This is a genomic window from Comamonas sp. MYb69 (genome assembly GCF_037479315.1).
Taxonomy (GTDB): domain Bacteria; phylum Pseudomonadota; class Gammaproteobacteria; order Burkholderiales; family Burkholderiaceae_C; genus Comamonas.
In genome coordinates this window covers 1-25,846 of record NZ_JBBGZG010000001.1, presented here as the reverse complement: position 1 = coordinate 25,846, position 25,846 = coordinate 1, and the positions used below count along the sequence as shown (strand labels likewise).

26 protein-coding genes are annotated in these 25,846 nt (G+C 65.6%); 16 read left to right on the top strand and 10 right to left on the bottom strand.

Annotation, left to right across the window (positions count from 1 at the left end):
- The first annotated feature begins 2 nt into the window (after positions 1 to 2).
- The 6 genes from WH303_RS00130 (at position 3) to WH303_RS00105 (ending at position 3,669) form a co-directional block, all read left to right on the top strand.
- Entirely contained in the window at positions 3 to 536 is a 534-nt protein-coding gene (locus tag WH303_RS00130) for a hypothetical protein (RefSeq protein ID WP_339515957.1), read from the top strand.
- A 39-nt stretch (positions 537 to 575) separates the two neighbouring features.
- A complete protein-coding gene (locus WH303_RS00125) occupies positions 576 to 920 on the top strand; it encodes a hypothetical protein (RefSeq protein ID WP_339515955.1) in 345 nt (114 codons plus the stop codon).
- A 105-nt stretch (positions 921 to 1,025) separates the two neighbouring features.
- Positions 1,026 to 1,637 (top strand): class I SAM-dependent methyltransferase, encoded by a 612-nt coding sequence (locus WH303_RS00120; protein WP_339515953.1) that lies wholly within the window; start codon positions 1,026 to 1,028, stop codon positions 1,635 to 1,637.
- A gap of 67 nt (positions 1,638 to 1,704) precedes the next feature.
- The gene (locus WH303_RS00115) at positions 1,705 to 2,502 is read left to right on the top strand and encodes a tRNA-uridine aminocarboxypropyltransferase (protein WP_339515951.1); all 798 of its coding nucleotides are present in this window, start codon (positions 1,705 to 1,707) and stop codon (positions 2,500 to 2,502) included.
- 371 nt (positions 2,503 to 2,873) lie between these two features.
- Positions 2,874 to 3,191: a DUF4148 domain-containing protein gene (locus tag WH303_RS00110; RefSeq protein WP_148293124.1), complete on the top strand. Its 318-nt coding sequence runs from the start codon at positions 2,874 to 2,876 to the stop codon at positions 3,189 to 3,191.
- A gap of 151 nt (positions 3,192 to 3,342) precedes the next feature.
- Positions 3,343 to 3,669 (top strand): DUF4148 domain-containing protein, encoded by a 327-nt coding sequence (locus tag WH303_RS00105; protein WP_021026512.1) that lies wholly within the window; start codon positions 3,343 to 3,345, stop codon positions 3,667 to 3,669.
- Between the two features lie 215 nt (positions 3,670 to 3,884).
- Here the strand turns inward: WH303_RS00105 and WH303_RS00100 are convergent, their stop codons facing one another.
- The 4 genes from WH303_RS00100 to WH303_RS00085 all read right to left on the bottom strand — a co-directional run bounded on the left by WH303_RS00100 (position 3,885) and on the right by WH303_RS00085 (position 6,655).
- Positions 3,885 to 4,127: a hypothetical protein gene (locus tag WH303_RS00100; protein ID WP_021026511.1), complete on the bottom strand. Its 243-nt coding sequence runs from the start codon at positions 4,125 to 4,127 to the stop codon at positions 3,885 to 3,887.
- Positions 4,128 to 4,190: 63 nt separating this feature from the next.
- The gene (locus WH303_RS00095; RefSeq protein WP_021026510.1) at positions 4,191 to 4,733 is read right to left on the bottom strand and encodes a ferritin-like domain-containing protein; all 543 of its coding nucleotides are present in this window, start codon (positions 4,731 to 4,733) and stop codon (positions 4,191 to 4,193) included.
- Between the two features lie 106 nt (positions 4,734 to 4,839).
- Positions 4,840 to 5,496, bottom strand: a complete 657-nt coding sequence (locus WH303_RS00090) for a DUF924 family protein (RefSeq protein WP_339515931.1) — start codon at positions 5,494 to 5,496, stop codon at positions 4,840 to 4,842.
- Between the two features lie 103 nt (positions 5,497 to 5,599).
- Positions 5,600 to 6,655 carry an acyltransferase family protein gene (locus WH303_RS00085; RefSeq protein ID WP_339515929.1) on the bottom strand — a complete coding sequence of 352 codons (1,056 nt, stop codon included), beginning with the start codon at positions 6,653 to 6,655 and terminating at the stop codon, positions 5,600 to 5,602.
- Between the two features lie 746 nt (positions 6,656 to 7,401).
- Here WH303_RS00085 and WH303_RS00080 point away from each other — a divergent pair.
- Complete coding sequence (locus WH303_RS00080) at positions 7,402 to 9,426, top strand: acetoacetate--CoA ligase (RefSeq protein WP_339515927.1); 2,025 nt, start codon at positions 7,402 to 7,404, stop codon at positions 9,424 to 9,426.
- A 176-nt stretch (positions 9,427 to 9,602) separates the two neighbouring features.
- Positions 9,603 to 10,799 (top strand): multidrug effflux MFS transporter, encoded by a 1,197-nt coding sequence (locus WH303_RS00075; protein WP_339515925.1) that lies wholly within the window; start codon positions 9,603 to 9,605, stop codon positions 10,797 to 10,799.
- Between the two features lie 53 nt (positions 10,800 to 10,852).
- On the opposite strand, the gene WH303_RS00070 is transcribed toward WH303_RS00075, so the two are convergent.
- Positions 10,853 to 11,236 (bottom strand): VOC family protein, encoded by a 384-nt coding sequence (locus tag WH303_RS00070; protein ID WP_021026505.1) that lies wholly within the window; start codon positions 11,234 to 11,236, stop codon positions 10,853 to 10,855.
- Positions 11,237 to 11,525: 289 nt separating this feature from the next.
- On the opposite strand from WH303_RS00070, the gene WH303_RS00065 reads away from it, so the two are divergent.
- Positions 11,526 to 12,482 carry a DMT family transporter gene (locus WH303_RS00065; protein WP_339515922.1) on the top strand — a complete coding sequence of 319 codons (957 nt, stop codon included), beginning with the start codon at positions 11,526 to 11,528 and terminating at the stop codon, positions 12,480 to 12,482.
- On the opposite strand, the gene WH303_RS00060 is transcribed toward WH303_RS00065, so the two are convergent.
- Positions 12,479 to 13,426 carry a LysR family transcriptional regulator gene (locus tag WH303_RS00060; RefSeq protein WP_116926028.1) on the bottom strand — a complete coding sequence of 316 codons (948 nt, stop codon included), beginning with the start codon at positions 13,424 to 13,426 and terminating at the stop codon, positions 12,479 to 12,481. The two genes, WH303_RS00065 and WH303_RS00060, sit on opposite strands and share 4 nt — an antisense overlap.
- Before the next feature lie 122 nt (positions 13,427 to 13,548).
- On the opposite strand from WH303_RS00060, the gene WH303_RS00055 reads away from it, so the two are divergent.
- The 5 genes from WH303_RS00055 (at position 13,549) to WH303_RS00035 (ending at position 19,832) form a co-directional block, all read left to right on the top strand.
- Entirely contained in the window at positions 13,549 to 14,259 is a 711-nt protein-coding gene (locus WH303_RS00055; protein ID WP_339515916.1) for a pirin family protein, read from the top strand.
- A gap of 63 nt (positions 14,260 to 14,322) precedes the next feature.
- Entirely contained in the window at positions 14,323 to 15,018 is a 696-nt protein-coding gene (locus WH303_RS00050; protein ID WP_339515914.1) for a hydrolase, read from the top strand.
- A gap of 61 nt (positions 15,019 to 15,079) precedes the next feature.
- A complete protein-coding gene (locus WH303_RS00045; RefSeq protein WP_021026501.1) occupies positions 15,080 to 16,978 on the top strand; it encodes an amidohydrolase in 1,899 nt (632 codons plus the stop codon).
- Between the two features lie 45 nt (positions 16,979 to 17,023).
- A complete protein-coding gene (locus WH303_RS00040; protein WP_339515909.1) occupies positions 17,024 to 18,667 on the top strand; it encodes an MFS transporter in 1,644 nt (547 codons plus the stop codon).
- 151 nt (positions 18,668 to 18,818) lie between these two features.
- Entirely contained in the window at positions 18,819 to 19,832 is a 1,014-nt protein-coding gene (locus tag WH303_RS00035; RefSeq protein WP_339515907.1) for a dioxygenase family protein, read from the top strand.
- Here WH303_RS00035 and WH303_RS00030 read toward each other — a convergent pair whose 3' ends face one another.
- A complete protein-coding gene (locus tag WH303_RS00030) occupies positions 19,833 to 20,870 on the bottom strand; it encodes a phosphotransferase family protein (RefSeq protein ID WP_339515905.1) in 1,038 nt (345 codons plus the stop codon).
- Positions 20,867 to 22,099, bottom strand: coding sequence for an acyl-CoA dehydrogenase family protein (locus WH303_RS00025; RefSeq protein WP_339515903.1), 1,233 nt, complete (start codon positions 22,097 to 22,099; stop codon positions 20,867 to 20,869). Before WH303_RS00025 ends, WH303_RS00030 begins: the two co-directional genes overlap by 4 nt.
- A gap of 169 nt (positions 22,100 to 22,268) precedes the next feature.
- Here WH303_RS00025 and WH303_RS00020 point away from each other — a divergent pair, with 169 nt between their 5' ends.
- Both WH303_RS00020 and WH303_RS00015 read left to right on the top strand, forming a co-directional pair.
- A complete protein-coding gene (locus tag WH303_RS00020; protein WP_312989002.1) occupies positions 22,269 to 23,066 on the top strand; it encodes a tyrosine-protein phosphatase in 798 nt (265 codons plus the stop codon).
- Positions 23,067 to 23,111: 45 nt separating this feature from the next.
- Entirely contained in the window at positions 23,112 to 24,089 is a 978-nt protein-coding gene (locus tag WH303_RS00015; RefSeq protein ID WP_339515897.1) for a hypothetical protein, read from the top strand.
- Between the two features lie 12 nt (positions 24,090 to 24,101).
- On the opposite strand, the gene bla is transcribed toward WH303_RS00015, so the two are convergent.
- Both bla and WH303_RS00005 read right to left on the bottom strand, forming a co-directional pair.
- Positions 24,102 to 25,010: a class A beta-lactamase gene (gene bla / locus WH303_RS00010; protein ID WP_339515895.1), complete on the bottom strand. Its 909-nt coding sequence runs from the start codon at positions 25,008 to 25,010 to the stop codon at positions 24,102 to 24,104.
- A 125-nt stretch (positions 25,011 to 25,135) separates the two neighbouring features.
- Positions 25,136 to 25,597: a PadR family transcriptional regulator gene (locus WH303_RS00005; RefSeq protein WP_339515893.1), complete on the bottom strand. Its 462-nt coding sequence runs from the start codon at positions 25,595 to 25,597 to the stop codon at positions 25,136 to 25,138.
- Positions 25,598 to 25,846 lie beyond the last annotated feature (249 nt).

The window sequence follows — 25,846 nt, the reverse complement described above, 5'->3', positions numbered from 1 at the left end:
GCATGGCCAAGGGCGAGCCGCTGCAGCTGCTGGCCCTGGCTGCAGGCATCTATCTGCTGCTGGAAGCCAGCTTTCATGGCATGGCCTGGCTGCTCGCCCGCATCATTGATCGCGAGGCGCAGCGCCAAGGCCATGCAGCCGAGCCCAGCCCTGCACACTGGCGCGCCATCTTCTACCGCTTGTTTGCGGTGCTGGCCGTGCTGATGATGAGCCATTGGTTCAGCCTGAGCCTGAACTGGCCCCACACGCAGCCGTGGCAACAGTGGCTGCTGGGCGCTGTCATCATCGCCACCGTGCTGTCGGTGGTGATGCTCAGCGATGCCGCCATCATCCAAAAGCTCAAGAAGGACAGCCAGCCGCACTTCAGCAATATGCAGGAGATGGGGCTGCTCTACATCCTGCGCCACCTGCCCGCGCACCGGCCGTGGTATTTCAGCGCAGCCTACCTGCCGCTGGCCCGGCGCTTGAACCGGGGCATCAGCCTGCTGGCCTTCTTGCTGCTGTACCTGGATTTGCGCTTCTACCAAGGGGGCTGATACAGTGCCTGCCATGCCCCAACCTCCATTGCCGCTGCCATGTACCTGCGCCCTGCCTACCGCCGGCTGATCTGGCTGGCCCTGGTGGTGGCCTGCGCTGCCGCCGTGTACGCCTGGCGTGGCCCGGCGCTCATCGGTGATGCCGAGCAGGCCGCCAGCGGGCTGTGGCGCAAGGCCTCGTCTCCTCCTCCACCCAGCGCTGAAGAGCTGCAGCGCAGCCAGGCGCGGCGCGCTGCGCCCGACGGCAGCAGCGGCCAGGCACGGCCCGCAGCCGTGCCGCGCAAATGCCAGCTGGGCGGCCAGACCATCTACACCGACGGCCCCTGCCCGGCAGGCAGCCAGGAGCAGATCGTGCCGGAGAACCTGTCCGTGATCCCGCGCTGAACCGGCCCGCTGCCAATACCGCAGTGCCCCACCCGCGTGCGCCATCTGCGCGATACTGCCTGCGCAATGCAACGTGGTGCTGCATTGCATCGATAAAGGACATGCGTGCAATCAGCGGACAGGCAATGGTTTGACGAGGCGTACTACCAGCGCTTTTATTTCGACAAGAAAACCAGCGTGGTGGACCCCGCGCATGCCGCGCGCCTGGGCGCCTTTGTCTGCAGCTACCTGCAATACGTGCGCGTGCCGGTGCAGCGCGTGCTGGATGTCGGTTGCGGCATCGGCCTGTGGCGCGATGCGATTGCACAGCACTTTCCACAGGCCAGCTACCACGGGGTGGAGTACAGCGAGTACCTGTGCCAGCGCTATGGCTGGGAGCAGGGCTCGGTCGTGGACTATGCGCCGGCCGATGGCCAGCCCTTTGACCTGGTGATCTGCCAAGGCGTGCTGCCCTACCTGAGCCCGGCCGATCTGAAGCTGGCACTGGCCAATCTGGGCCGGCTGAGCCGGGGCGCGCTCTATGTCGAAGCCGTCGCGCGCGAAGACTATGAGCGCGACATCATCGACGACGCGCTGACCGACCCGCGCCTCTACCGCCACCGCGCCGAGCTCTACCGCCGAGGCCTGGCCCAGGGCTTTACCGAGCTGGGCGGCGGCGTCTGGCTAAGCCGGCGCGCCGATGTGCCGCTGTTTGCGCTGGAAGCAGTGCAGAACTGAGCGGCGCCAAGGGCAGCGCTAATCCCGCTGCGCTGCTTGGTTGGGCAGGGCGACGACAATAGCGCCCGTGTCATCCCAGCCCTCTTCCCCCCTTGCCAGCGAGGCCGCCAACACCGCTGGCGCCCTCGCCCCCCATGCTGTCTCGCGCCTGCGCGCCGAGCGGCTGCAGCGCAGCACCCGCCCTTTTCTGGCCCGAGGCGGCCCCAAGGGGGAGCGCTGCGAGGGCTGCCGGCTGCGCCCCAGCCACTGCCTTTGCGCGCTGCGGCCCACGCAGGCCACCACGGCGGGCGTATGCCTGCTGATGCACGATGCCGAGCCACTCAAGCCCAGCAACACCGGCTGGCTGATTGCCGATGTGGTGGCCGAGACCTGGGCCTTTGGCTGGTCACGCACGGAGAGGGATGCTGGGCTGGAAGCGCTGCTGGCCGATCCGCAATGGCAGCCCTATGTGGTCTTCCCCCAGGAGTTTGTGCATGAGCCCGGCCGCGCCGTGCAGCAGCTGCCAGCACCATCCCCGCAAGAGGGAGGCCGCAGGCCGCTGTTTATCCTGCTCGATGCCACCTGGCCCGAGGCACGCAAGATGTTCCGCAAGAGCCCCTATCTGGACCGCTTTCCGGTGCTCAGCCTGCACCCCGAGCAGATCTCGCGCTACCAGCTGCGGCGCTCGCGCCGCGACGACCATTTCTGCACCGCCGAGGTCGCAGCCCTCTGCCTGGATCTGGCCGGCGACCAGCGCGCGGCGCAGACCCTGGAAACCTACCTGGACATCTACACCCACCACTACCTGCAGGCCAAGCACCAGCTGCCGCCCGACTGGCGCAGCGCCGCGCACCAGCAGCTCCTGCGGCTGCAAAACCCTCTGTGACAGCACTGTCACTGTCGTATATCCATAGCTAATCTGGTTGCTGTGGCAGCCAACACCCCGCGTCAACCCTGACAGGGTTAACCAAGAAGTTCTGCGGCACAGTCAAACGCCAGGTTTGCCGGAATTCTCCTACGTATGCGCCTTTCCAGCGAGAGCAGTGCGTACCGGGCCCTGCCGGGACGATTGCATGGCCGCCAAAAAATTAGATCGTTTTTCAGAACAATCTATTCCGATTTAGGCTATTTATCGGAAGCGGGGCGGTGCATACACTAACTACATCGATCAACGAGAACCACACAAGGTGCACCGCACCACCCGTTGAGCGAACCAGCCCCTCATGGTGAGTCGCTGGAGTTCTCCAGGAGTTAAAAATGAACGCACGTATTTTCTCGATCGCCGGTGTAGCTGCTCTGATGTTGGGTGCCGGTGTTGCCCAGGCCAATCCCTTTGAAGGCGACCAGTCGATTGCTCCCCATGTTGCCGCCACCAGCGCCGTGAGCCGCGCCGATGTGCAAGCGCAATTTGTCGAAGCCCAAAAGAACGGCACCCTGTTGTTCAAGGGCGACCAGCTGCAAGCCAATGCCTTTGAAAAGGGCAGCAGCAACCTCTCCCGCGCCGACGTGGTGAAAGCCGCCCACGACGCCCGCGTTGCCGGCACCCTGCCTGAAGGCGAAAGCTTCGGCGAATAAGCCCGGGCAACCGCGCTGAGGCGCTGAGAGTGGGCCGCAGGCCGCTCTCGCAGCCCTCCCCCAATTTCGAATCAACCTATTTTTTGGACGCCGCCGCTCTTACCGCGCAAATCCGTGATTTGCCAGCAGCGCGGGTCCGTGGAGAGAAACCATGTTTGCACGCAATATGTCCGCTTTGATGATGGCCGCTGGTCTGGTGTTTGCCGGTGCTGCCAGCGCCGCTACCACCGCCCCCGTGGGCAATGGCTCGGACTACCCCGCCTACCCTGCAGCCCATAGCACCCTGACCCGCGCCGACGTGCAGGCCCAGGTGAGCGAAGCCCAGCGCAATGGCTCGATGGCCGTGATCGGTGACCGCATCAACACGTTCGGTGCAGAAAGCCGCACATCCAGCCTCAGCCGCGCCCAAGTGCAGCAGCAGGCCCATGAAGCCCTGGTCGCCGGCACCCTGCCTGAAGGCGAATCCTTCGGCGAATAAGTGAAGCAAACCGCTCTCCCAGGCGGATGCTGGCAGAGCGGTCAGATGTTCATGCTCTTCGCCATTGGGCGAGGCTTGAGAGACATTACAGCGGGTATGCCCGCCACACAACGAAAACGCATCTAGTGCGTAGCCCGGCCAGACCTTGTCCCATTGCGTCTGGGCCGTGCTCTTGGTAGCCACTGCCGGTTCGCCGGCAGTGGTCTTTTTACGTCTCAATCCAATGCAAAACCAGTTTCGGTGATCTGCAGCTGGCCGTTCTCGCCCTTCTGCAACCAGCCTTGCTCACAGGCATAGTCCATGGCAGGCTGCTGCTCTGCAGCGCTGACGCCATTGCGCTTCAGCACATTGCCAAGGGCATCGGCATCCAAACCATCGCCCGCGCGCAGCAGTTCCTCATTCACCATCAGGTAGAGCAGGTGCTTGGCGTTCTTGCGTGTTGCTTCGGTATCGGTCATCCGTCTTTTCCTCCATCAGCATAAAAAAACCGCAACTCGGTTGCGGTTCAGGTGTGGTGGCCCTTACTGGGCCTTTTTCATCCAGTCCGACAGCTCATCGGCATGCTCTTGCTCCTGCTCCAGGATCTGCTCGATCAGGCGGCGCGTGGTGTGGTCCTTGTCGCCAATCAGGTCGACCATCTGCGTGTAGGCCTCGATGGCGACGCGCTCGGCCACCAGGTTGGAGCGGATCATCGCATGCAGGTCCATGTCGTCGTTGTAGTCGGCATGGCTGCGGCCGCTCAGACTGTCGGGGTTGAAGTCGGGCTCGCCACCCAGCTGCACAATGCGCGTCGCAATGCGGTCGGCATGGGCCTGCTCTTCTTGGGCATGTACCAAGAACTCCTCTGCAATGGCGGGCGATTCCAGGCCCGTCGCGGTGAAGTGGTGGCGCTTGTAGCGCAGGATGCAGACCAGCTCGGTGGCCAGCGAATCATTGAGCAGGCGGATGATGTCCTCGCGGTAGGGCGAGTCATTGGGCAGCACGGCGCCCTGGTCCAGGCTTTTCTTGGCGGCATCGAGACGCTTGGAGTCAAGCGCCAGCGGGGTGCGGGTTTTGTCTAGCATCGCGGCTTCCTTTGGTGGGTGGTTGTTGTAAACACTACCCCTACAAGGTAAGCCCGCAGCAGCCCCGCGTCTGTGAGACAAGGGCTACTGTGCTTGCGCTAAAAGTTCAGAATCCTGCCCCGGGCTGGGCCAGGTAGTCCAGCTCTTGCGGCGTGCTGCTGCGGCCCAGAATGGCATTGCGGTGCGGAAAACGGCCAAAGCGGCTGATGACGGCCTGGTGGCGCAGCGCGTAGTCCCAGGTGCCTTGCAAATAGGTCTGCAGCTCGGCGGGCGCCGGGTGGCTGTCGCGCAAGCGGGCGGCCAGATCAACGCTGCGCTGCTGCAGGGCTGCATCCTCGGCATGCTCCAGCGGCAGATAGACAAACACCCGCACCACTGCCGGCAGCGCTTGGTCCCGGCCACTGTCGCACAGGCCCAGCGCCAGCTGCAGCGCCAGCGGGTCACCAGCAAAGGATTCGGGCGTGCCCCGGTAGATATTGCGTGTGAACTGGTCGAGCACGATGATGCGGGCCAGCGTATCCCAGACACCGTCGGTCCAGCCAGGCAAGTCAGCTGTTAGCGCCGCCTGCACTGTCGCACCAAAATGCGTACGAATGCGCGCATCGAAGGCATCGGACTTGCTGAACCATTGCTGCTTGTGCTGCAGCGCCTCGCTGCTGGAGGGGCGGGCGCTACCCAGCCAGAATTGCAGCACCTCATCGGCAGAGGCGATGGGCGCGGACGCAGGCGCGGGTGCAGGTGCGGATGCGGAAGCTGAAGTCATGGCGAAGCCTGTATCTATCAAAGCCCGTTTTTACCATGCAGCCGCAGCATGCAGAAACAACAAAGCCGGGCAAGGCCCGGCTTTGGTGGGGGATGACCGCCGTTTATGCGGTGCGCGAGCCTGCAGGCTGCGCCACCGGCTTGCTGCTGGCGCGGTCGCGCAGGCCCAGCGCCCAGCGCTCGATGGTGTAGAAGGACAGCGCGGCAAACGCGGCCGAGATCGGCAGGCCCAGGATCACCACCCACTGCCAGTCGGTATGGGCGCGCAGCAGGCGCACAACCGGGTAGTGCCAGAGGTAGATACCGTAGGACATCTTGCCCACCCAGACCAGGGCCGGCAGGCTCAGCATATCGAACAGCACACCCTTTTGCTTGATCACCGCAACGATGATAGCGGCAGCGACCAGCTCCACCAGCGCAAAGCCCCAGAGCAGCGCACCGGCGTCGTCCCACTCGTAGCCAATCACGGCAAAGGGCAGCACCGGCAGCAGCCACAGCAGGTATTTCTGGCGCGCATGCAGCGCATCCATCCACTCGGGGCGGTGCACGGCCACAGCGGCCAGCGCGCTACCCAGCAGCATGCCGGTGGCACGGGTGTCAAAGCGGAAGAAGATTTCGTAGAAGTGCTGGCCCTGGGCCACCCAGTAGGCGCGCCAGACAAACATCAGCGCCACCAGCAGCAGCACCGGGCGCCACAGCTGCTTGCGCGCGGTATGCGCCAGCAGCAGCACCAAGAGCGGCGGCCAGACCAGGTAGAAATGCTCCTCCACCGACAGCGACCACATATGCAGCAAGGTGTCCGGGCTGTCAAAAAAGGCGATGCCGTAGTCGGCCAGGTACAGGGCCGAGACCACGACGTCCTGGTTCACATCATCGAGGCCAGGCCAGATCAGCGGCGCAAACAGCCAGTAGGCGGCCAGGAACAGCAGCAAGGCCGGGGCCAGGCGCAAAAAGCGGCGCTTGTAGAAGCGCCAGAAGTCCAAGCGGCCCGATTGCTGGTGTTCCTTCAGCAGCAGCGAGGTGATCAAAAAGCCGCTGAGCACAAAGAACAGGTCCACACCAAAGAAGGCGCCATCGAACATCGGCGCATGGGCGTGGGACAGGAACACCAGGACGATTGCCACTGCGCGCATACCATCGAGCGCAGGGTTGTATTTCATACGGAATCCAGACAAAACCAAAGATCTCCATCTAACCGCAACAGGGCCTCAGCCGTCGTTGCGCTCCCAGACTTGGTGTCATTTGTTGCGCTGTTTTGGTGCAGGCCCGGAGGCTGACCAACCAGCGCTTGCTGGGAATTAAACATCTGTGCTTAACGCGCCAAGTGGCACGAAAGCTGACCCATCGGGCTTTGCGGTCCCCGCATTGCCGCTGGTCTCCAGGGCATGCAGGGAATACCAACCATGCGCCAGGGCGCGACGATTGAGAACCCGAGCCTATCGATTAAGTTCCGGCGTGGATGCATTATTTTGTGACCAATGCAGCCTAAATGCATGCATCTTGCAGTCAGCATGCAGCGCACCTGCCATCAGACACATCAAGCCCGCTCCTCGCCGTCCATCCCCTCTGCCTTGCCTGGCCCGCTCGGTCTGTGCCCGGGGCCCCTTGCCTGCCTCACACGGTGTGCAAAGCCTGCATGGCGATGATCGCCTGCAGGCCCCCAAGCGCTGTGTAGGAAAAGACGAAAGGCGCCCGTCAGCACCCGGGCGCGAATTGTGCCAGCTCGCCAGGCACTGCGCCCGCAAAGGGCTTGGGCAGGCTGACAAAAAATAACATTGCAAAGCAGGATCGGCGGGGCGCCCAGCAGAAACAGCGCCCCCTGCTGCCAGGGTGACAGCTTGCGTGCTAACCCCCATGCCAGCGCGCGCCGCTTTGCGTACGCTCTGGCTACGCTTTTTCTTTTGCCATGACCACCTCTGCCCCCTCCCCCCAGCCCCAGATCGAGCACTACGCGCAATGGCTCAGCCAGCAGCATGGCCTGCACTTTGACGACTACGAGGCCATGCATGCCTGGTCGGTCGAGCACCTGGCTGCATTTTGGCGCAGCATCTGGGACTACTACCAGCTTGAATCGCCTACGCCGATCACCGAGGTGCTGAGCGCCGATGCCATGCCGAATGCGCGTTGGTTCAGCGACGCCCAGGTCAGCCTGCCGCGCCAGCTGCTGCGCCATACGGCAGCGGCCCATCAGGCCGGGGTGCCGGCGATCGTCAGCGACAACGAACTCGGCCAGGTGCGCGAGATGGCCTGGCCCGAGCTGCAGCGCCAGGTGGCCTCGGTGGCGGTAGCGCTGCGCAGCCTGGGCATTGGCCGGGGCGACCGTGTGGCCGCCTATATGCCCAATATCCCCGAGACGGTGGTCGCCATGCTGGCCTGCGTCAGCCTGGGCGCGATCTGGAGCGTCTGCGCCCCCGACATGGGCGTGGCTGCCGTGGTGGACCGCTTCAAGCAGATCGAGCCCAAGGCCTTGATCGCCGTCGATGGCGTCTACTACGGCGGCAAGCCGCTGGACCGCAGCGCCGTTGTGCAGGCCTTGCTGGCCGAGCTGCCCACGGTGCAGCACTGCATCCGCGTGCAAAGCCCCTATGCCGCCGCAGCGGTGGGCAGCCACAGCTGGAACTGGGCCACCACCGGCCAGGACGCGCAGGCCGTCGCCGCCTTCGAGCCCGAATGGCTGCCGTTTGACCATCCGATCTGGATCGTCTATTCCAGCGGCACCACCGGCCTGCCCAAGCCCATCGTGCATGGCACCGGCGGCATCTTGCTGGCCCTGCATGTGGCGGGGCTGCACAACGACCTGGGCGCCAGCTACAGCGACAGCCATGCCGGCGAACGCTTTCTCTGGTACAGCTCCACCGGCTGGGTGATGTGGAATATCCAGGTCAGCGGCCTGCTGTTTGGCACGACGATCACCATCTTCGACGGCCACCCGGCCGGCAGCAGCAGCCAGCCTGATTGGGGCGTGCTGTGGCGTTTTGCCGCGCGCCACCACACCAGCATCTTTGGCGCGGGTGCCGCTTATTTCAGCAACTGCATGAAAGCCGGGCTCGACGTGGGTACTATCCCTGGCCTGCAGCAGGTGCGCACCTTGGGCAGCACTGGCTCGCCGCTCGCGCCCGAGGTGCAGCGCTGGGGCAGTGCCCAGTTGCAGGCAGCAGGAGCTGGCGAGGTGTTCTGGTGCAATATCTCGGGCGGCACCGATTTTTGTGGCGCCTTTATCGGCGGCAACCGCAGCCTGCCCCAGGCGCCCGGCCGCATGCAATGCCGCTGGCTGGGCCATGCGGTGGAGGCCTGGAACGAGCAAGGCCAGGCCGTGCGCGACGAGGTTGGCGAGCTGGTCTGCACCCGGCCGATTCCGTCGATGCCGCTGTACTTCTGGAACGACCCGGGCAAGCAGCGCTACCTGGACAGCTATTTCGACCACTGGCCCGGCATCTGGCGCCACGGCGACTGGATCCAGATCAACAGTGACGGCAGTTGCGTGATCTATGGCCGCAGCGACGCCACCATCAACCGCCAGGGCCTGCGCATGGGCACCAGCGAGATCTACAACGCCATCGAGGCGCTGCCCGAAGTGCAGGATTCGATGGTCATCGACCTGGAGTACCTGGGCCGCAACAGCTATATGCCGCTGTTTGTGGTGCTGCGCGAGGGCCTGGTGCTGGACGCCGCCATCCAGGGCCGCATCGAGCAGGCGATACGCACCGCCCTGTCGCCCCGCTTTATTCCGGACACCATCGCCCAGGTGGCCGAGGTGCCGCGTACCCTCACCGGCAAAAAGCTCGAGTTGCCGATCAAGAAACTGCTGCTGGGCCAGCCCGCCGACAAGGTGCTGAACCCGCAGACCATGGCCAACCCTGGCTGCCTGCCCTGGTACGAGGCATTTGCGGCTCAGCATCTGGCGCGGCTCAGCCAGCCGGCCGCTGGCTGAAAGCCCTGCGCTGCAGCGATGGAAGGACAGTGCGATAATGGAAAGCTATCGAGATGCAGCGGCTGGGCACCCCAGCCTCGGCGCCTGAGCCCCAGGGCCCGCGCCACAGCGCCTTCTCGCCTCCGACCCTCCTCCTGAAGATACGCAGCCCACCCGCCTGCGTGTCTGCAACCTGTATGCCTTCATCCATTTCTCTGCGCCTGGTGTTTATCCTGGGCCTGCTATCCGCCATTGGCCCTTTTGCCATCGACATGTACCTGCCGGCCCTGCCGCAGATTGGCGCCAGCCTGCAAGCGCACGTCGGGGCCGTGCAGGCCAGCCTGACGGCCTTCTTCCTGGCGCTGGGCGTGGGCCAGCCGCTGTTTGGCACCCTGGCCGATATGTGGAGCCGCAAAAAGCCGCTCTACCTGGGCCTGGCGATTTTTGTGCTGGCCAGTGTCGGCTGCGCGCTGGCGCAGGACATCCACACCCTGGTGGTGCTGCGCTTTATCCAGGGCCTGGGTGCGGCAGCGGGCATGGCCATTCCGCGCGCGGTGGTGCGTGATCTGCACACCGGCCACGAGGCCGCGCGCATGATGTCGCTGCTGATGCTGGTCTTCAGCGTCTCGCCCATCCTCGCGCCGCTGGCCGGCAGCGGAGTGATTGCAATCGGCGGCTGGCGCATGGTGTTCTGGGTGGTCGCAGTGGCCGCGCTGATCGGCATGGTGGCCATGGCGCGCGGCCTGCCTGAGACGCGCGCGTCCAACAACGGCGTGGACAGCAGCCTGGGCGGTGTGCTCCAGGCCTATGGTCTGCTGCTGCGCGACTGGCACTACCTGGGCCTGGTGTTTATCGGCGCCTGCGCGATGGCGGGCTTTTTCGTCTACCTGGCCGGCTCGCCCTTTGTGCTGATCAACCACTACGGCCTCAGCACCACGCAGTACAGCATGGCCTTTGCGTTCAATGCGATTGCCTTTATTGGCGCGGCGCAGTTCACCGGCATGCTGGGCAAGCGCTTTGGCCTGGTGCCCGTCGTCAAGCTGGCCGCTAGCGCCAGCGGCGTGGTGATGTGCTGCCTGCTGGCCTACTACCTGGTAGGCGGCGACCAGCTCGCCGTGCTGATTGGCCTGTACTTTGTCGCCAGCGGCTTGATGGGCCTGGTGATTCCCACCACCTCGGTGCTGGCGCTGGAGGCGCATGGCCAGATTGCCGGCACCGCCTCGGCCTTGCTGGGCACCTTGCAGATGCTCACCGGTGCGGTCGCCATGCAGATTGTGGGCCTGTTCTCCAGCGGCAAGCCGCTGCCGATGGTGGTGGGCATGGCCACCGGCGCGCTGTGCGGCGTGCTGCTGACCTGGATCACCTTGGGCGGCAAACGCGGCGCCCGGGTCTGACACCCTCCAATGACAACGCCCCGCAGCTGCGGGGCGTTTTTGCTTTCTGAGGTTTAAACCTTGGGCTGGCGGTAGGCCAGACAGAGCTTGTTGCCGTCCGGGTCGCGCAGGTAGGCCAGGTACAGGGCCGCAGGGCCTTCGCCGCGCCAGCCCGGTGGGTCTTCACAGGCCACGCCACCATGGGCCAGCCCCACCGCATGGGCCTGGTCCACCTGCTCGGTGCTGCTGGCGGCAAAACCGGTCGTGCTGCCATTGCCGATGCTCGCTGGCTCGCCATTGATGGGGGTGCTGACGCTGAAGGTGCCGCCATTGGCGCGCCAGAAATAGCGGTTCTTGTTGGCGGCGCCCGCGGGCACGCCCAGCGCGGCGAGGAAGGCGTCGTAGAACTGGCGCGATTTCTCCAGATCGCTGGTGCCGAGCATGATGTGGCTGAACATGGATGTCTCCTTGCAGATGGGTAAGGCGTTGGGGAAAGTTCGGGCAGCAGCCACTATAGCGGCGCTGGCGGGCGGCTGAATACGCGCGCTTGTCGCGCAGTATCCACCATCCGCCCCAGCGGTCTGCAGCCAGCACACAACAGTGCCTGGCCGTGCAAGTGCCAGTCCTTAGCCCCTGGCGCTGGTCACCTGTCGCCTGCCTGCCAATCACCGGACACGCACAGTCGCTATAGTCGCCCCGAGTCTGCTGGCATGCGTTGCGCGCGCCGGGTCCAGGCACCATCCAAACATGAATTTACAAAATATCCTCGGCCCGCAGGCCGCCTCGCACCTGCGTTTGATGGGCATGGCCTTGCTTTGGGGCGCGTCCTGGCCCAGCGGGCGCATGGTGGCCCAGCACATGCTGCCACTGGCAGCGTCGGGCCTGCGTTTTGTGCTGGCCGCCGTGGTGCTGCTGGTCTGGCTGTATGCGGCAGGCGGCATGGCCGGGCTCAGCCACTGGTCGCCCAAGCGCTGGCTGGGCATGGCAGCCGCTGCAGCCACAGGCGTGTTTGGCTACGCGGCCTGCTTTTTGAGCGGCCTGCAGTACCTGCCCGCCAGCAAGGCGGCGCTGGTCATCACGCTCAACCCGGTACTGACCTTGCTGCTGGCCGCCTGGATCTTTCGGGAACGCATCAACCGCACGATTGCCTTGGGCATGGCGCTGGCGGCGCTGGGCGCGGTGCTGGTCATCTCGCATGGCGATCCGGCCCAGCTGCTGGCTGGCGGCCTGGGCCGGGGCGAGCTGCTGATCCTGGGCTGCGTGGCCTGCTGGGTCAGCTACACCTTGCTGGGGCGCGCCATTCTGGCCGGGGTCGATGCGCTGTCCACCACCGCCATCACCGCCACCATCGGCGCCGTCATGCTGCTGGCCGCCAGCCTGGTGGTCGAAGGGCCGCAGGGCATGGCCCAGGCCTTCGATGCGGGCCTGCCCGCCTGGGGCGCGCTGCTGTTCCTGGCCTGGGGCTCTACCGCGCTGGCTTACGCCTGGTATTTCGATGGCGTCAAGGCGCTGGGCGCTGGCGCGGCATCGGGCTATATCACCTTGGTGCCGGTGATTGGCGTGGCCTGCTCGGCGCTGTGGCTGGGCGAGCAGATCGATGCACCGATGCTCGCCGGTGGCGCGATGGCGCTGGCGGGCACCGCGGTGATGAACTGGGGCCGACGCACACCGCGCGCTGCGGCGGCTACAGCGGCCGCGCGCTAAACCGCCAGCGGGTTCTCGGCCAGCTGCGGCGGCAGCTCCGCCCAGGGCTCGTTCATGAACTGCTGGGCCGCATAGTCCATGAAGGCCTGCACGCGCGCCGGCCGCGTACGGCCCGGCGGGGTGACGATGTTCAACGACAGCACATCGGCCTCCCAGCCCGGCATGGCAGTCTGCAGGCTTCCATCGCGCAGCTCCTGCCACACCAGAAATGACGGCTGCAAGGCCAGCCCCATGCCGGCCAGCAGCGCGGGCTGCAGCGCCTCGGCATTGTTGACCTGCATCTGTATCGGCATCACCTGCGTGTACTCGCCATGGCGCGCATGGCGAAAGCGCCAGCTGGTGCCATAGCGCGCCAGGCTGTACTGCAGGCCCTTGTGCTGGGCCAGATCACGCGGGTGTACCGGGTGGCCATAGCGCTCGAAGTAGGCCGGCGACCCCACCAGCAAGATGCGCACCTTGCACAGGGTGCGCGCAATCAGGCTCGAATCGCTCAGGTTGGCAATGCGCAGCGCCAGGTCAAAGCGGTCGCGGATCAGGTCCACCTGCTCGTCGGCAAAGTGCAGGTTCAGCTCCACATCCGGGTGCATCTTCATGAACTTGGGCAGGATCGGCGACAGCCGCGCAATGCCAAAGGACATCGGCGCGGCAATGCGGATCTGGCCGCGCAGGCTGGTGGAGCGGTCGGTGATATCGGCCTCCACGGCCTCGCCCTCCTGCAGGATGCGCGTGGCCCGCTCCAGCGCGCTGCTGCCGGCATCCGTCAGCGCCATGCGGCGCGAGGTGCGGTGGAACAGGCTGGTCTTCATGCGGCCCTCCAGCCGCGTGATGGCCTTCGATACCGTTGCCTGCGACAGCGCCAGCTCGGCAGCGGTGCGAGCGAACGATCCGGTCTCGGCCACCTTGGCAAAAATGGCCCAGGCCTCCAGGTCAGGCAGCTTGCTCATGGCTTCATCGCTTTCTCGATCACATTAAATATGGAATGAATGCTTTTCTATATTTTCTATTTTAATCATATTCAAGGCGACCTACACTTTCTTCATCGACGACAAAACACCTGGAGAAAGACATGATTGAACGACGCAGCTTTGACAGCCTGGGCGGTGCCAACCACGGCTGGCTCGATGCCAAACACCACTTCTCTTTTGCCGACTACCGTGACGCCCAGCGCGTGAACTGGGGCGCTCTGCGGGTCTGGAACGATGACACCATCGCCCCGCAAACCGGCTTCCCACCGCACGGCCATGCCGACATGGAAATCATCACCTATGTCCGTGAAGGTGCCATCACCCACGAAGACAGCCTGGGCAACCGGGGCCGCACCGAAGCCGGTGATGTGCAGGTGATGAGCGCCGGCAGCGGCGTGCGCCACTCGGAATACAACCTGGAGTCCACGACGACCCGCATCTTCCAGATCTGGATCCTGCCCGACCGCCAAGGCGACAAGCCCAGCTGGGGCGCCAAGCCCTTCCCCAAGGGCGACCGCAGCGGCAAGTTCGTGACCCTGGCCAGCGGCATGGACGGTGATGGCGACGCGCTGCCCATCCGTGCCAATGCCCGGGTGCTGGGTGCCACGATCAAGGCCGGTGAAAGCCTGGACTACGGTTTTGAACATGCCGACCGCTATGGCTACCTGGTCCTTGCCAAGGGCAGTGCCTCGATCAATGGTGTGGCGCTGTCCAGCCGCGATGGTGCTGCCATCCATGGCGAGACGACCATCCGCATCACCGCCACGGAAGACACCGAAATCGTGCTGGTGGATGCACCGGCCCTGAACTGAGCACCTGTAGATCCTTTGTAGACAACTTCCTTCCCGTTTCTAACTTTTCCAAGAGCACGCACCATGACCAACAAGCAATTTCTCGAAGTCCTGACCCCCGCCAACAGCCAGATGATCTTCATCGACCAGCAGCCCCAGATGGCCTTTGGCGTGCAGTCCATCGACCGCCAGACGCTGAAGAACAATGTGGTGGGCCTGGCCAAGGCGGCCCAGGTGTTTGGCGTACCGACGACGATCACCACGGTCGAGACCCACAGCTTCTCGGGCCACACCTACCCAGAGCTGCTGAATGTGTTCCCCAGCAACCCCATCCTGGAGCGCACGTCGATGAACTCCTGGGACGACCAGAATGTGCGTGATGCGCTGGCCGCCAACGTTGCCAAGGGCCACAAGAAGATCATCGTCTCGGGCCTGTGGACCGAAGTCTGCAACACCACCTTTGCTCTCAGCGCCATGCATGATGCCGGTTACGAGATCTACATGGTCGCCGATGCATCGGGCGGCACCTCGCTCGAAGCGCACAACCAGGCCATGCAGCGCATGGTGCAGGCCGGTGTGGTGCCCGTTACCTGGCAACAAGTGCTGCTGGAATGGCAGCGTGACTGGGCCAAGCGCGAGACCTATGACGCGGTGATGGACATCGTGCGCGAACACTCCGGTGCCTACGGCATGGGTGTGGACTATGCCTACACGATGGTGCACAAGGCGCCAGAGCGTGCACAGCACGGCAACACCATCGGCCCCAAGCCCGCTGTTTAACCGTTTTAGGGGGCAACGCCCCCGCCTACCGCCCACACCACCCACCACGCACGCCACCGCCATGACCACCTCCAGCCCCGACACCATTTTTCACAACGGCCGCTTCACCACCTTGAATAAGGCCCAACCCACGGCCAGCGCCGTTGCCATCCGCGATGGCAAGTTTGTCGCGGTGGGCAGTGATGCCGAGGTGCTGGCGCTGGCCACGAGCGGCACCCGCAAGGTCGACCTGCAGGGCCGCAGCGCGCTGCCGGGTCTGTTTGACAACCACACCCATGTGATTCGCGGCGGTCTGAACTTCAACATGGAGCTGCGCTGGGACGGGGTGCGGTCGCTGGCCGATGCGCTGGAGATGCTGCGCCAGCAGGTGGCAATCACCCCGGCACCGCAGTGGGTGCGCGTGGTGGGCGGTTTTACCGAGCACCAGTTTGTTGAAAAGCGCCTGCCGACCCTGGCCGAGATCAATGCGATTGCGCCGGACACCCCCGTGTTCTTGCTGCACCTGTATGACCGCGCCCTGCTCAACGCTGCTGCGCTGCGCGCCGTGGGCTACCACCGCGACACGCCCCAGCCACCGGGCGGCGAGATTGTGCGCGACAGCCAGGGCAACCCCCAGGGCCTGCTGCTGGCCAAGCCCAATGCGACCATCCTGTATTCCACCTTGGCCAAGGGCCCCAAGTTGCCCTTTGAGTACCAGGTCAACTCCACACGCCACTTCATGCGCGAGCTCAACCGCCTGGGCGTCACCGGTGTCATCGATGCCGGTGGTGGCTCGCAGAACTACCCCGATGACTACCAGGTCATCGAAGAGCTCAACCAGCAAGGCCAGATCACCGTGCGCCTGGCCTACAACCTGTTCACGCAAAAGCCCAAGGAAGAGAAGGACGACTTTCTGCAATGGACCCAGTCGGTCAAGTACAAGCAGGGCAACGACTACTTCCGCCACAACGGCGCTGGCGAGATGCTGGTGTACTCGGCGGCCGACTTTGAAGACTTTCGCCAGCCCCGCCCCGACATGCCGCCGCAGATGGAGACCGAGCTGGAAGATGTGGTGCGCGTGCTGGTCCAAAACAAGTGGCCCTGGCGCCTGCATGCCACCTATGACGAGACCATCAGCCGCGCGCTCGATGTCTTCGAAAAGGTGCACCAGGAAACCCCCATCGACGGCCTGAACTGGTTCTTTGACCATGCCGAAACCATCTCCGACCGCTCGATCGACCGCATCGCTGCGCTGGGTGGCGGCATTGCCGTGCAGCACCGCATGGCCTACCAGGGCGAGTACTTTGCCGAGCGCTATGGCCACAAGGCGATGGAAGCCACGCCGCCCGTCAAGAAGATGCTGGAAAAAGGCGTCAAGGTCTCCGCCGGTACCGACGCCACCCGCGTGGCCTCGTACAACCCCTGGGTGTCGCTGTCCTGGATGGTGACCGGCAAGACCGTCGGCGGCATGCAGATGTACCCCGAGCGCAACCTGCTCGACCGCGAAACCGCGCTGCGCATGTGGACCGAGAACGTGGCCTGGTTCTCCAACGAGGAAGGTGCGCGTGGCCGCATCCAGGTAGGCCAGTTTGCCGACCTGATCGTGCCGAACAAGGACTATTTCCAGGTGCCCGAGGATGAAATCTCCTTCCTTACCTCGGACCTGACCGTGGTCGGTGGCCGGGTGGTGTATGGCGCAGGCAGCTTTGCCCGCCATGACGACAACCCCCTGCCCCCTGCGATGCCCGACTGGTCGCCCGTGCGCCGCTTTGGTGGCTATGGCGCCTGGGGCGAGCCCGAAGGTGCTGGCAAAAACTCGCTGAACCCCGCCCGCTACCGCAGCCTGGCTGCTGGCTGCGGCTGCGGCAGCCACTGCGGCATGCACGGCCACCAGCATGCCGATGCCTGGGCCTCCAAGGTGCCGGCCTCCGACATGCAAGGCTTCTTTGGCGCACTGGGCTGCTCCTGCTGGATGTCCTGAGCGACCTGCCCCCCGTTTTTAAATTCTGCTGATCCGAGACCTGCCATGAACCACCCCCATCCCGACCATCCCCCGGCGCAGCCCGCGGCCCCGGCCCAGCCCGCCGGCGGCAGCTTTGCCCCTTTGCAGCAAAAACTGTTTGCCGTGCTGTGGATCGCCACCGTCGTTGGCAACACCGGCAGCTTTGTGCGCGATGTGGCCAGCGCCTGGCTGATGACCGACCTGTCGCCATCGCCAACGGCAGTCGCGCTGGTGCAGGCAGCAGCTTCGGCCCCGGCCTTTTTGCTGGCCATCCCGGCAGGCGTGCTGTCCGACATCCTGGACCGGCGCAAGTTTCTGATCGCCATCCAGGTGCTGCTGGCCTGCGTCAGCATTACCTTGATGACCCTGTCGGCGATGGGCATGCAGACGGTGGGCTCGCTCGTGGCACTGACCTTTCTGGGGGGCATTGGCGCCGCACTGATGGGCCCGACCTGGCAGGCCATCGTGCCCGAGCTGGTCGCCAAGCGGGACCTCAAATCAGCGGTAGCACTCAACTCGCTGGGCATCAATATTGCCCGCGCCATTGGCCCGGCTTTGGGTGGTGTGGTGCTGGCGGGCCTGGGTGCCTCGGTCACCTACGGGGTGGATGTGATCAGCTACGCCTTTGTGATTGCCGCACTGCTGTGGTGGCCGCGTCCCAAGGCCGAGCAAGACGACCTGAGCGAGCGCTTTGCAGGCGCCTTCCGTGCCGGCCTGCGCTATGCCCGCTCCAGCCGCGAGCTGCATGTGGTGCTGCTGCGTGCCTTCCTGTTCTTTGCACTGGCCAGCTCGGTCTGGGCGCTGCTCCCGTTGGTGGCCCGCCAGCTGCTGGGCGGTGGGGCCGGCTTCTACGGTGTGCTGCTGGGCGCCGTCGGTGTCGGCGCCATTGGCGGTGCCTTCCTGCTGCCCAAGCTGCGTAGTCGCCTGTCGTCCGATGGCCTGCTGCTGATGTCGGCCCTGGTCTCCGCTGCCGTGATGGCCTTCCTGGCGATATCGCCGCCCCAATGGGCTGCCGTGCTGGCACTGCTGCTGCTGGGCCAGTCCTGGATCACCGCGCTCACAACGCTCAACGGTGTAGCCCAGGCCATCTTGCCCAACTGGGTGCGGGGCCGTGCGCTGGCCGTCTACCTCACCGTGTTCAACGGCGCGATGACCTTCGGCAGCCTCAGCTGGGGCTTTACCGCCAAGGCGCTGGGTGTGCCCAGCACCTTGCTGGTGGGTGCTGCCGGCCTGGTCGTGATGGGCCTGATCGCCCACCGCATCAAGCTGCCCGAAGGCGAGGCCGACCTGGTGCCATCCAACCACTGGCCCGAGCCGCTGACCGCCCACGCTGTCGACAAGGACCGGGGCCCGGTGATGATCCAGATCCGCTACCACGTGGCCAAGGACAACCACGCGCCCTTCCTGAAAGCTCTCGCCCGCCTGTCTGCCGCCCGCCGCCGCGATGGCGCCTATGCCTGGGGCATCGTGCAGGACACCGCCTCCGAGGACCACTTCATGGAGTGGTTCCAGGTGGAATCCTGGGCCGAGCACCTGCGCCAGCACAAGCGGGTGACCCATAGCGATGCCGATGTGCAAAGCGAAGTGGCGCAGTACCACCAAGGCAGCGAACCCCCGGTGGTCCAGCATTTCCTGTCGGTGAACCACCCCGCCCAAGGCCATGCCTGATCGTTGAACCCCAGCACCCAGTCTGCCCAGCGGCAGCCTGGGTTTTGCGTTTGAAAGCGGCCTGTCAAGCACCGGTAAAACCGGGTAAAGAAGGCCGCCACGGGGCGCAAAAGCCGCGATCCCCGCCCATGCGGCGTTTAGCATGCGCGGCATGTCTTCCCCCAAAATGCCCATAGCAGCCACCCCGTCACGCCGCCAAATGCTGCGCCATCTTGCGCAAGCGGCCTGGGCCGTTCCCGCCCTCAGCCTGGGCGCCTGCAGCAGCATCACCAAGGCCCCGGCAGCTGCCAACGCCGCGCCTGCCATCGGCAATGCGCCCTGGGCGACCGGCGGCACGGCCGCCATCAGCGCGGCCGTGCGCGCCAGCAACCCCTTTGCCGCGGCCGCTGCCAGCGCATGCACGCTCAGTTGCGAAGCGACCATCGGCCCCTGCCACACCCAGTCGCCCGAGCGCGTGGACATCAGCGATGGCTGGGATGGCTTGCCGATGCACCTGCAGCTGCGACTGCTCGATCTGCAGTGCCAGCCCATTGCTGGCGCGCTGGTGGAGATATGGCATACCAATTACACGGGTGGCTACTCGGGCGAGATCGTCCCGATGTGCAACAACAACGCAGCCGACACCCAGCGCCAGTTCTTTCGCGGCTGGCAGCGCAGTAATGCCGAGGGCATTGTGCGTTTTGACAGCTGCTACCCCGGCTGGTATGCGAGCCGCGCCAACCATATCCACATCCGCATTCTGCAAGGCGCCTATGAGGCCAGCGATGCGGCCAGCAGCTGGCTGACCACGCAGCTCTTGTTTCCCGACGCGCTCAACAGCGCAATCTTTGCCCAAGCGCCGCACTACCAGGACAAGGGCCAGCCCGACACCACGTTGGACAGCGACAACGTCGTCGGCGAGGAGCCCGACAAGAGCGCCTATCTCTGGGAGGTGCAGAACATCGCCGGCGTGATGCTGGCCAGCAAAACCCTGGTGCTGCGCAGCAATCTGGGCGATACGCTGTGCCAGGTCAAAGGCAGGATGCCGCCCGGCCCACCGCCGGGCATGCAGGGTGGCCCTGGCGGACCCGGTGGGCCGGGGGGACCAGGCCGGCCACCGCCCGGCTTCCAACCTGGTGGCCCGCGCCCGCCGCTGCCGCCGGGCGTGCAGGCGCCTCAGGGCTGATCAGCCGCGCTCAAAAGCCTGCGCGCATTGCCAGCCCAGCGCTGCCAGCGGGCCGGCTTTGGCGCCCGTCGCAGCGGCATCAGCGGCCGCCGCCGTGCCATCGGCAGCGCGCTGCGCAATGCCGTAGAGGATGGCGGCCATGCGGAACAGGTTAAAGGCCAGGTAGTACTCCCACAAGGGGCCCGGGTCGCGGCCGGTGCGCTCGGCATACAGCGCCAGGTACTGGCGCTCGTCGGGGATGCCCAAGGCCGCCAGATCACAACCCCCCATGCCGCGCCACAGCGCAGGCGGCACGCGCCAGGCCATGCCGTGGTAGGCCAGGTCGGCCAGCGGATCGCCCAGGGTGGACAGCTCCCAGTCCAGCACGCCAATGATCTGCGGCTCGCTGCGGTGCCAGACAAGGTTGTCCAGCCGGTAGTCGCCATGCACCAGGGTGGTCTCTTCGGCCTGCGGCAGATGCTGGGGCAGCCAGTCCATCAGCTGCTGCATCGCAGGGTCTACGGGCACCCGCAACTGCTGGGTCTGCTGGCTCCAGCGCCTGGTTTGGCGCGCCACATAGCCGCCGGCGCGGCCGTAGCTGCCCAGGCCCAGCGCGGCCGGGTCCAGCTGGTGCAGCGCGGCGATCACGCGGTTCATCTCTCGGTACAGCGCGCCGCGCTCGGCCGCCTGCATGCCGGGCAAGGCCGGGTCCACCAGCACCCGTCCGTCCAGAAAATCCATCAGGTAGAACGGCGTGCCCAGCAGCTCGGCATCGTCGCAATAGGCCAGCATGCGCGGTACGGGCACCGCCGTGCCGGCCAGGGCCTGCATCACCTGGTGCTCGCGGTCAATCGCATGCGCTCCGGCCACCAGGCTGCCGGCGGGCTGCTTGCGCAGCACCATTTGCCGGCCGCCCAGCTGCAGCTTGTAGGTGGGGTTGGACTGGCCGCCCGCCAGCACGCTCACCGTGATCGGCTCGCCACCCGACAGACCCAGGTCCTGCAAATAAGGCTGCAGCCGCTGCGCCAGCGCCTGCGGGCTGGAGGTAGCCGCGTTCACAGCGGGCGCGGCGCTGCGGGCACCGCCTGGATGATCGCTGGCACGCCGCGCTCGGCCTGCGCATCCTTCTCGGCCGCCTGCACCAGCTTGCGCGCCATGCTGAAGCGGTGCACCTCGCTGGGGCCGTCGTAGATGCGAAAGGCGCGCATGTCCATGAAGATGCGCATCACCGGGGTCTCCATGGTCACGCCCTGCCCGCCCAGAATCTGCACGCAGCGGTCCACCACGCGCCATTCGGCCTCGGAGCAGACGACCTTGGCCCGGCTCGATTCATAGCTGCCCTGCTCGCCCTGGTCCAGCAGCCAGGCCGTGTGCCAGATGTGCAGGCGCGCGGTGTGCAGGTCCATGTCGTTATCGGCCAGCATAAAGCCCACGCCCTCATGCGAGGACAGCGGCTTGCCAAAGGCGGTGCGGCGGCGGGCATAGGCCAGCGCCACATCCTGCGCACGCCGGGCCTGGCCCAGCCAGCGCATGCAATGCGTCAGCCGCGCGGGCGCCAGGCGCACCTGGGCATAGCGAAACCCCTTGCCGACCTCGCCCAGGATGGCGCTGGCAGGCACACGCAATTGGTCAAAGCGCAGCACGCCGTGGCCGCCGGTAAAGCAGGCATCCATCGCATCCATTGAGCGCTCCAGCGTGATGCCGGGCTGGTCCATATCGCTCAGAAACATCGTGGCGCCGCCGTCTTCGGTGCGGGCCATGATGATGGCGTAGTCCGCCCCTTCGGCGCCGGTGATGAACCATTTCTGCCCGCTGATCAGGTAGTCATCGCCATCGCGCACCGCCACCGTGGCCAGCGCCGCCGGGTCGGAACCGGCACCGGGCGCCGGCTCGGTCATTGCAAAGCAGGAGCGCAGCTGGCCCGCCACCTGCGGGCGCAGCCAGCGCGCCTGCTGGGCCGGGGTGGCCACCGCCTCCATCAGGTGGATATTGCCTTCATCGGGCGCATGGATGTTGAGCGCCGTCGGGCCCAGCCAGGAGTAGCCGGCCTCTTCAAACACCACCGCTTTCTCGATATGCGTGAGGCCCAGCCCGCCCAGCTCGCGCGAAGCATGGGGCGTGAGCAGGCCGGCTGCGCGGGCGCGCTCGACCAGCTCGCGGCGCAGCGCCTCATCGGGGCCATGGCGGCTTTGCCTAGCATCGTTCTCCAGCGGAATCACCTGCTCGGCGATAAAGGCGCGGGTCTTGTCGCGCAGCGCCAGCAGTTCGGGGGACAGGGAAAAATCCATGGTGCGGTCTTCGGGTAAGGGGGCCTGCAGATGGTGCCATGCGCCGCGTGCCAGGCGGTCACCGTTGAGACAGAGTCGCCCGCCCCGGCGCTGCGGCACTAAAAAGCGCTGCAAAGGGATGACACCCTGGTGTCGTACCCCGGACTTGCAGATGGGCTATAAACAAAGCATGCCCATCCAAGCCGAATCTGCACCCATCACCTCCGAGGCCACCACCCAGGCCTATAGCCGCCACCTGCCACTGGCGGGCACCACCAATTTCCGCGATCTGGGCGGCTACCAGGGCCTGGACGGCCGCACGGTGCGCTGGCGCAAGCTGTTCCGCTCTGACCACCTGGCCTTGCTCAGCCCCGAGTCCCAGCTGCAGCTGCTGCGCGAGCTGGGCGTGGCCCGCTCGGCCGATTTTCGCGGCCAGCGCGAGCAGACCGTGGACCACTATGCGATCGACGGCCTGCAGCACCATTCGCTGGCCATCGAGCCGACCCTGGTGCAGCGCGCCTTCAGCCTGATGCAGCAAGGCCAGCGCCTGACGCCCGACCACACCGTCGTGCTGATGCAGGACACCTACCGCAGCTTTATCCACGACAATGCCGCGCCGTTTGCGCAGTTCTTCGAGATGCTGCTGGACAGCGATGCGCCCATCGTCTTCCACTGCACCGCTGGCAAGGACCGCACCGGCTGGGCCGCCACCTTGCTGCTGACCACCCTGGGCGTGCCCCAGCATGTCGTGCTGCAGGACTACCTGCTGACCAACGACTATTACCACCGCCCGGCCGAAGCCGTGGCCGCTGCCGCCCACATCCCCGAGGAAGTGCTGCAGGTGCTGTGGCGCGTGCAGGAACCCTTCCTGACCGCCGCGATCCAGCCCGTGCTGCAGGACTATGGCAGCATCCCCAACTATGTGGAAAAGGTGCTGGGCGTGGATGCAAAGGCACAGCAGAAGCTCGCGCAGATGTATCTGGAATAATCGGTTGTTCCTTCGACTTACGGTCACCCCGTTGGCCGCCCGCCGATGAACAATCTTCTCTCTTCCCCCCGCCCCCCAGGCACCATCCGTTGGACACCCCGCCAGATCGCATTGGCCAGCCTGCTGGTGCTGGCCGTTGTGCTGTGCTGGCTGCCGGCTTTTCAGGCCATCGCCGACCGCTATGTGGATGACGGCCTGCAGCGCTCCCTGCTCAGTTTTGCCACCGCCCGTGCGCTGCACAGCGTCGTGTCGGTGCTGCAAGGCACCGAGCTGGCCGTGCAGCCGATGGGCGTGGGCCTGACCTTGACGCTGGGCCAGGTGCTGGCGCCCATCAGCGACCTGGTAGCGCAGTTTGCCGACTGGATGCTCTGGGCCAGCATCGCGTTTGGCCTGCAAAAGCTGCTGTTGTCGATGGGCGGCAGCTATGGCGTCACCGGCGTGCTCACGCTTATCGCGCTGGCCTGGCTGCTGCTGCGCTGGCGCCAGCAGGCGGTGCCCACCTGGCTCAGCCGCTTGCTGGTGGTGCTGCTGTTTACCCGGCTGGTGATGCCGGTCACCATCATCGGCAGCGAGGCGCTGTTCCAGCACTTTATCGCGCAGACCTACCAGGAGAACCAGATCGCCACCGAAGGCGCCGTCGGCCAGCTGCAGCAGTTTGATGTGCGCGCCCCGGCCAAAGCGCCAAGTGCGGACGCGGCAACGCCGACCCCGCCGGCCAGCCCCGCCGTGACGCCGTCACCCAGCCTCTGGGAGCGCTTCAAGCAATGGGGGCAGCAGGCCCAGCAATCGGCCAGCCAGGCGGCATCGGGGGTGCAGGACCTTGTACGCAACCCGGGCGATGCGCTGCGCGACAAGCTCAGCGAGCTGCAGCAGCAGCTCGATCAGCAGGTGGAACGGCTGGTGACCTTGATGGTGGTATTTGCGCTGCAGACGCTGGTGATACCGTTGGTGCTGGTCTGGGCACTGCTGCAGCTGTGCAAAGGCTTGCTGGCGGGGCCACGCCAGCCAGCTGCCAAATCGTAGGAGCAGGCTCGCTTACAGCGCAGCGTGCCACTGCGCAATCGCTGCGCCCACCTTGGCCATCACCGCATCGCTTTGTGCGGTCGTGCGCCCGCCACCGGTCAGGTAGGCGGTGATGATCAGGCCTTCCGAGGCCGCATTGGGCCAGGCGATCAGGCAGTCATTGGCGGTGCTGTGGGCACCGGCACCGGTCTTGCCGCCCACGCGCCACTCCGACGGCAGGCCCGCGCGCACGCGCTGGTCGCCGGTGCGGCTGTCTGTCAGCCACTGCTGCAGCATCGCGCGCCCGTAGCCCTTGAGCACATCGCCCAGCAGCAGCGCCTGCAAGGTCGCCTGCATGGCTCGCGGCGTGGTGGTATCGCGGGGGTCGCCGGGCTCGGCCGTGTTGAGCAGCGGCTCGGTGCGGTCCAGCCGCGTGGCCTTATCGCCCAAAGTGCGCAGCCAGGCCGTCAAGGCTTCGGGCCCGCCGCTGGCGCGCAGCAGCAGGTTGGCGGCGACGTTGTCGCTGACCACCACAATCGCTTCGCAGAGCTCCAGCAGGCTGATGCCACCGGGCTGGTCCTGGTACTTTTCCGTCACCGGCGCATAGGGCACCATGTCGGCCGAGGTCACCAGCACCTGCTGGCCCAGGTCCAGCGCACCGGTTTGCCCCAGGTACAGCACATGGGCAGCCAGCAAGGTCTTGAAGGTGCTGCACATCGCAAAGCGCTCATCGCTGCGGTAGCCGGCCTCACCGCCGGTCTCAGCATCAAACGCATAAACGCCCAGGCGGCCACCGCTCTGGGCTTCAATCAGGGTCAGCGCCTTGTGCAAGGCACGGTCGGCACGGGGGTGGGCGGACTGGCGGGATGCACAGCCGGCCAGGCCAAAAACAGAGCCGCTGCCCATGACCAGGGTAGCGGCTACAAAGTGGCGTCGTTGCATGGTCTTGCTCGGTAGAGGTTGTCATCCCGGAGGATGGATAACTACCGAGCATACCCCGGCCCAGGGCCTGGCGACACGATATGGCGCAAGCTTTGCGGCGGCCGGGCAACAGGCCCGGAACGCGCTCAGGCCTTTTCGATCTTCAGAGCGACCTCGTCGAGCAGCGCGGCAATCTTGTCGATCTGCTCGGCCGACAGTGCCGTCTCGCCGTCGCCGGCCATCTTCAGGCGCAAGGCCATCTTGAAGTTCTCGATCGCGCGCACCAACTGCGGCGGGCGCTGGCGGGCGTCGCGGTCCTTGCCACGGGCGAGGCGTGTCAGCAGCAGCTGCAGTGCATCGGCCTGCTCGGCGAGGGCCTGCTCGCCTTCGGCGGTGATGGTGTAGCGCTTGCGCCCGCCTTCGGATTCGCTGGCCGTTGCATGGCCCATGTCCACCAGGTAGCTCAAGGTCGGGTAGATGGTGCCGGGGCTGGGCTGGTAGTCGCCGCCCACCAGCTCGCCCACGGCGCGGATCACGTCGTAGCCATGGCTGGGTTGCTGGCCAATCAAATGCAGCGCCAGCAGCTTGAGGCCGCCAGCCTCGAACATGCGCTCGCGCTTGTGCGCCAAGTGGCGCGCAGCGTCCGGCCCGTGGCCATGGCCGTGCGGACCGTGGCCGGGGCCATCGCCATGGTGGCGTGGGCCCCGGCCGGGGGCGCCCCCATAGCCCAAATTGCGGCCCCGGGGGCGGGAGAGGTGGTGGGGGGGTTGTAAGTGGTGTTGGGGGTGTGGGATCTGTGTTGCTTTAATAAGATGCATATAATATATATATTTAAAAGGAAGATTTAAATCCGGTTT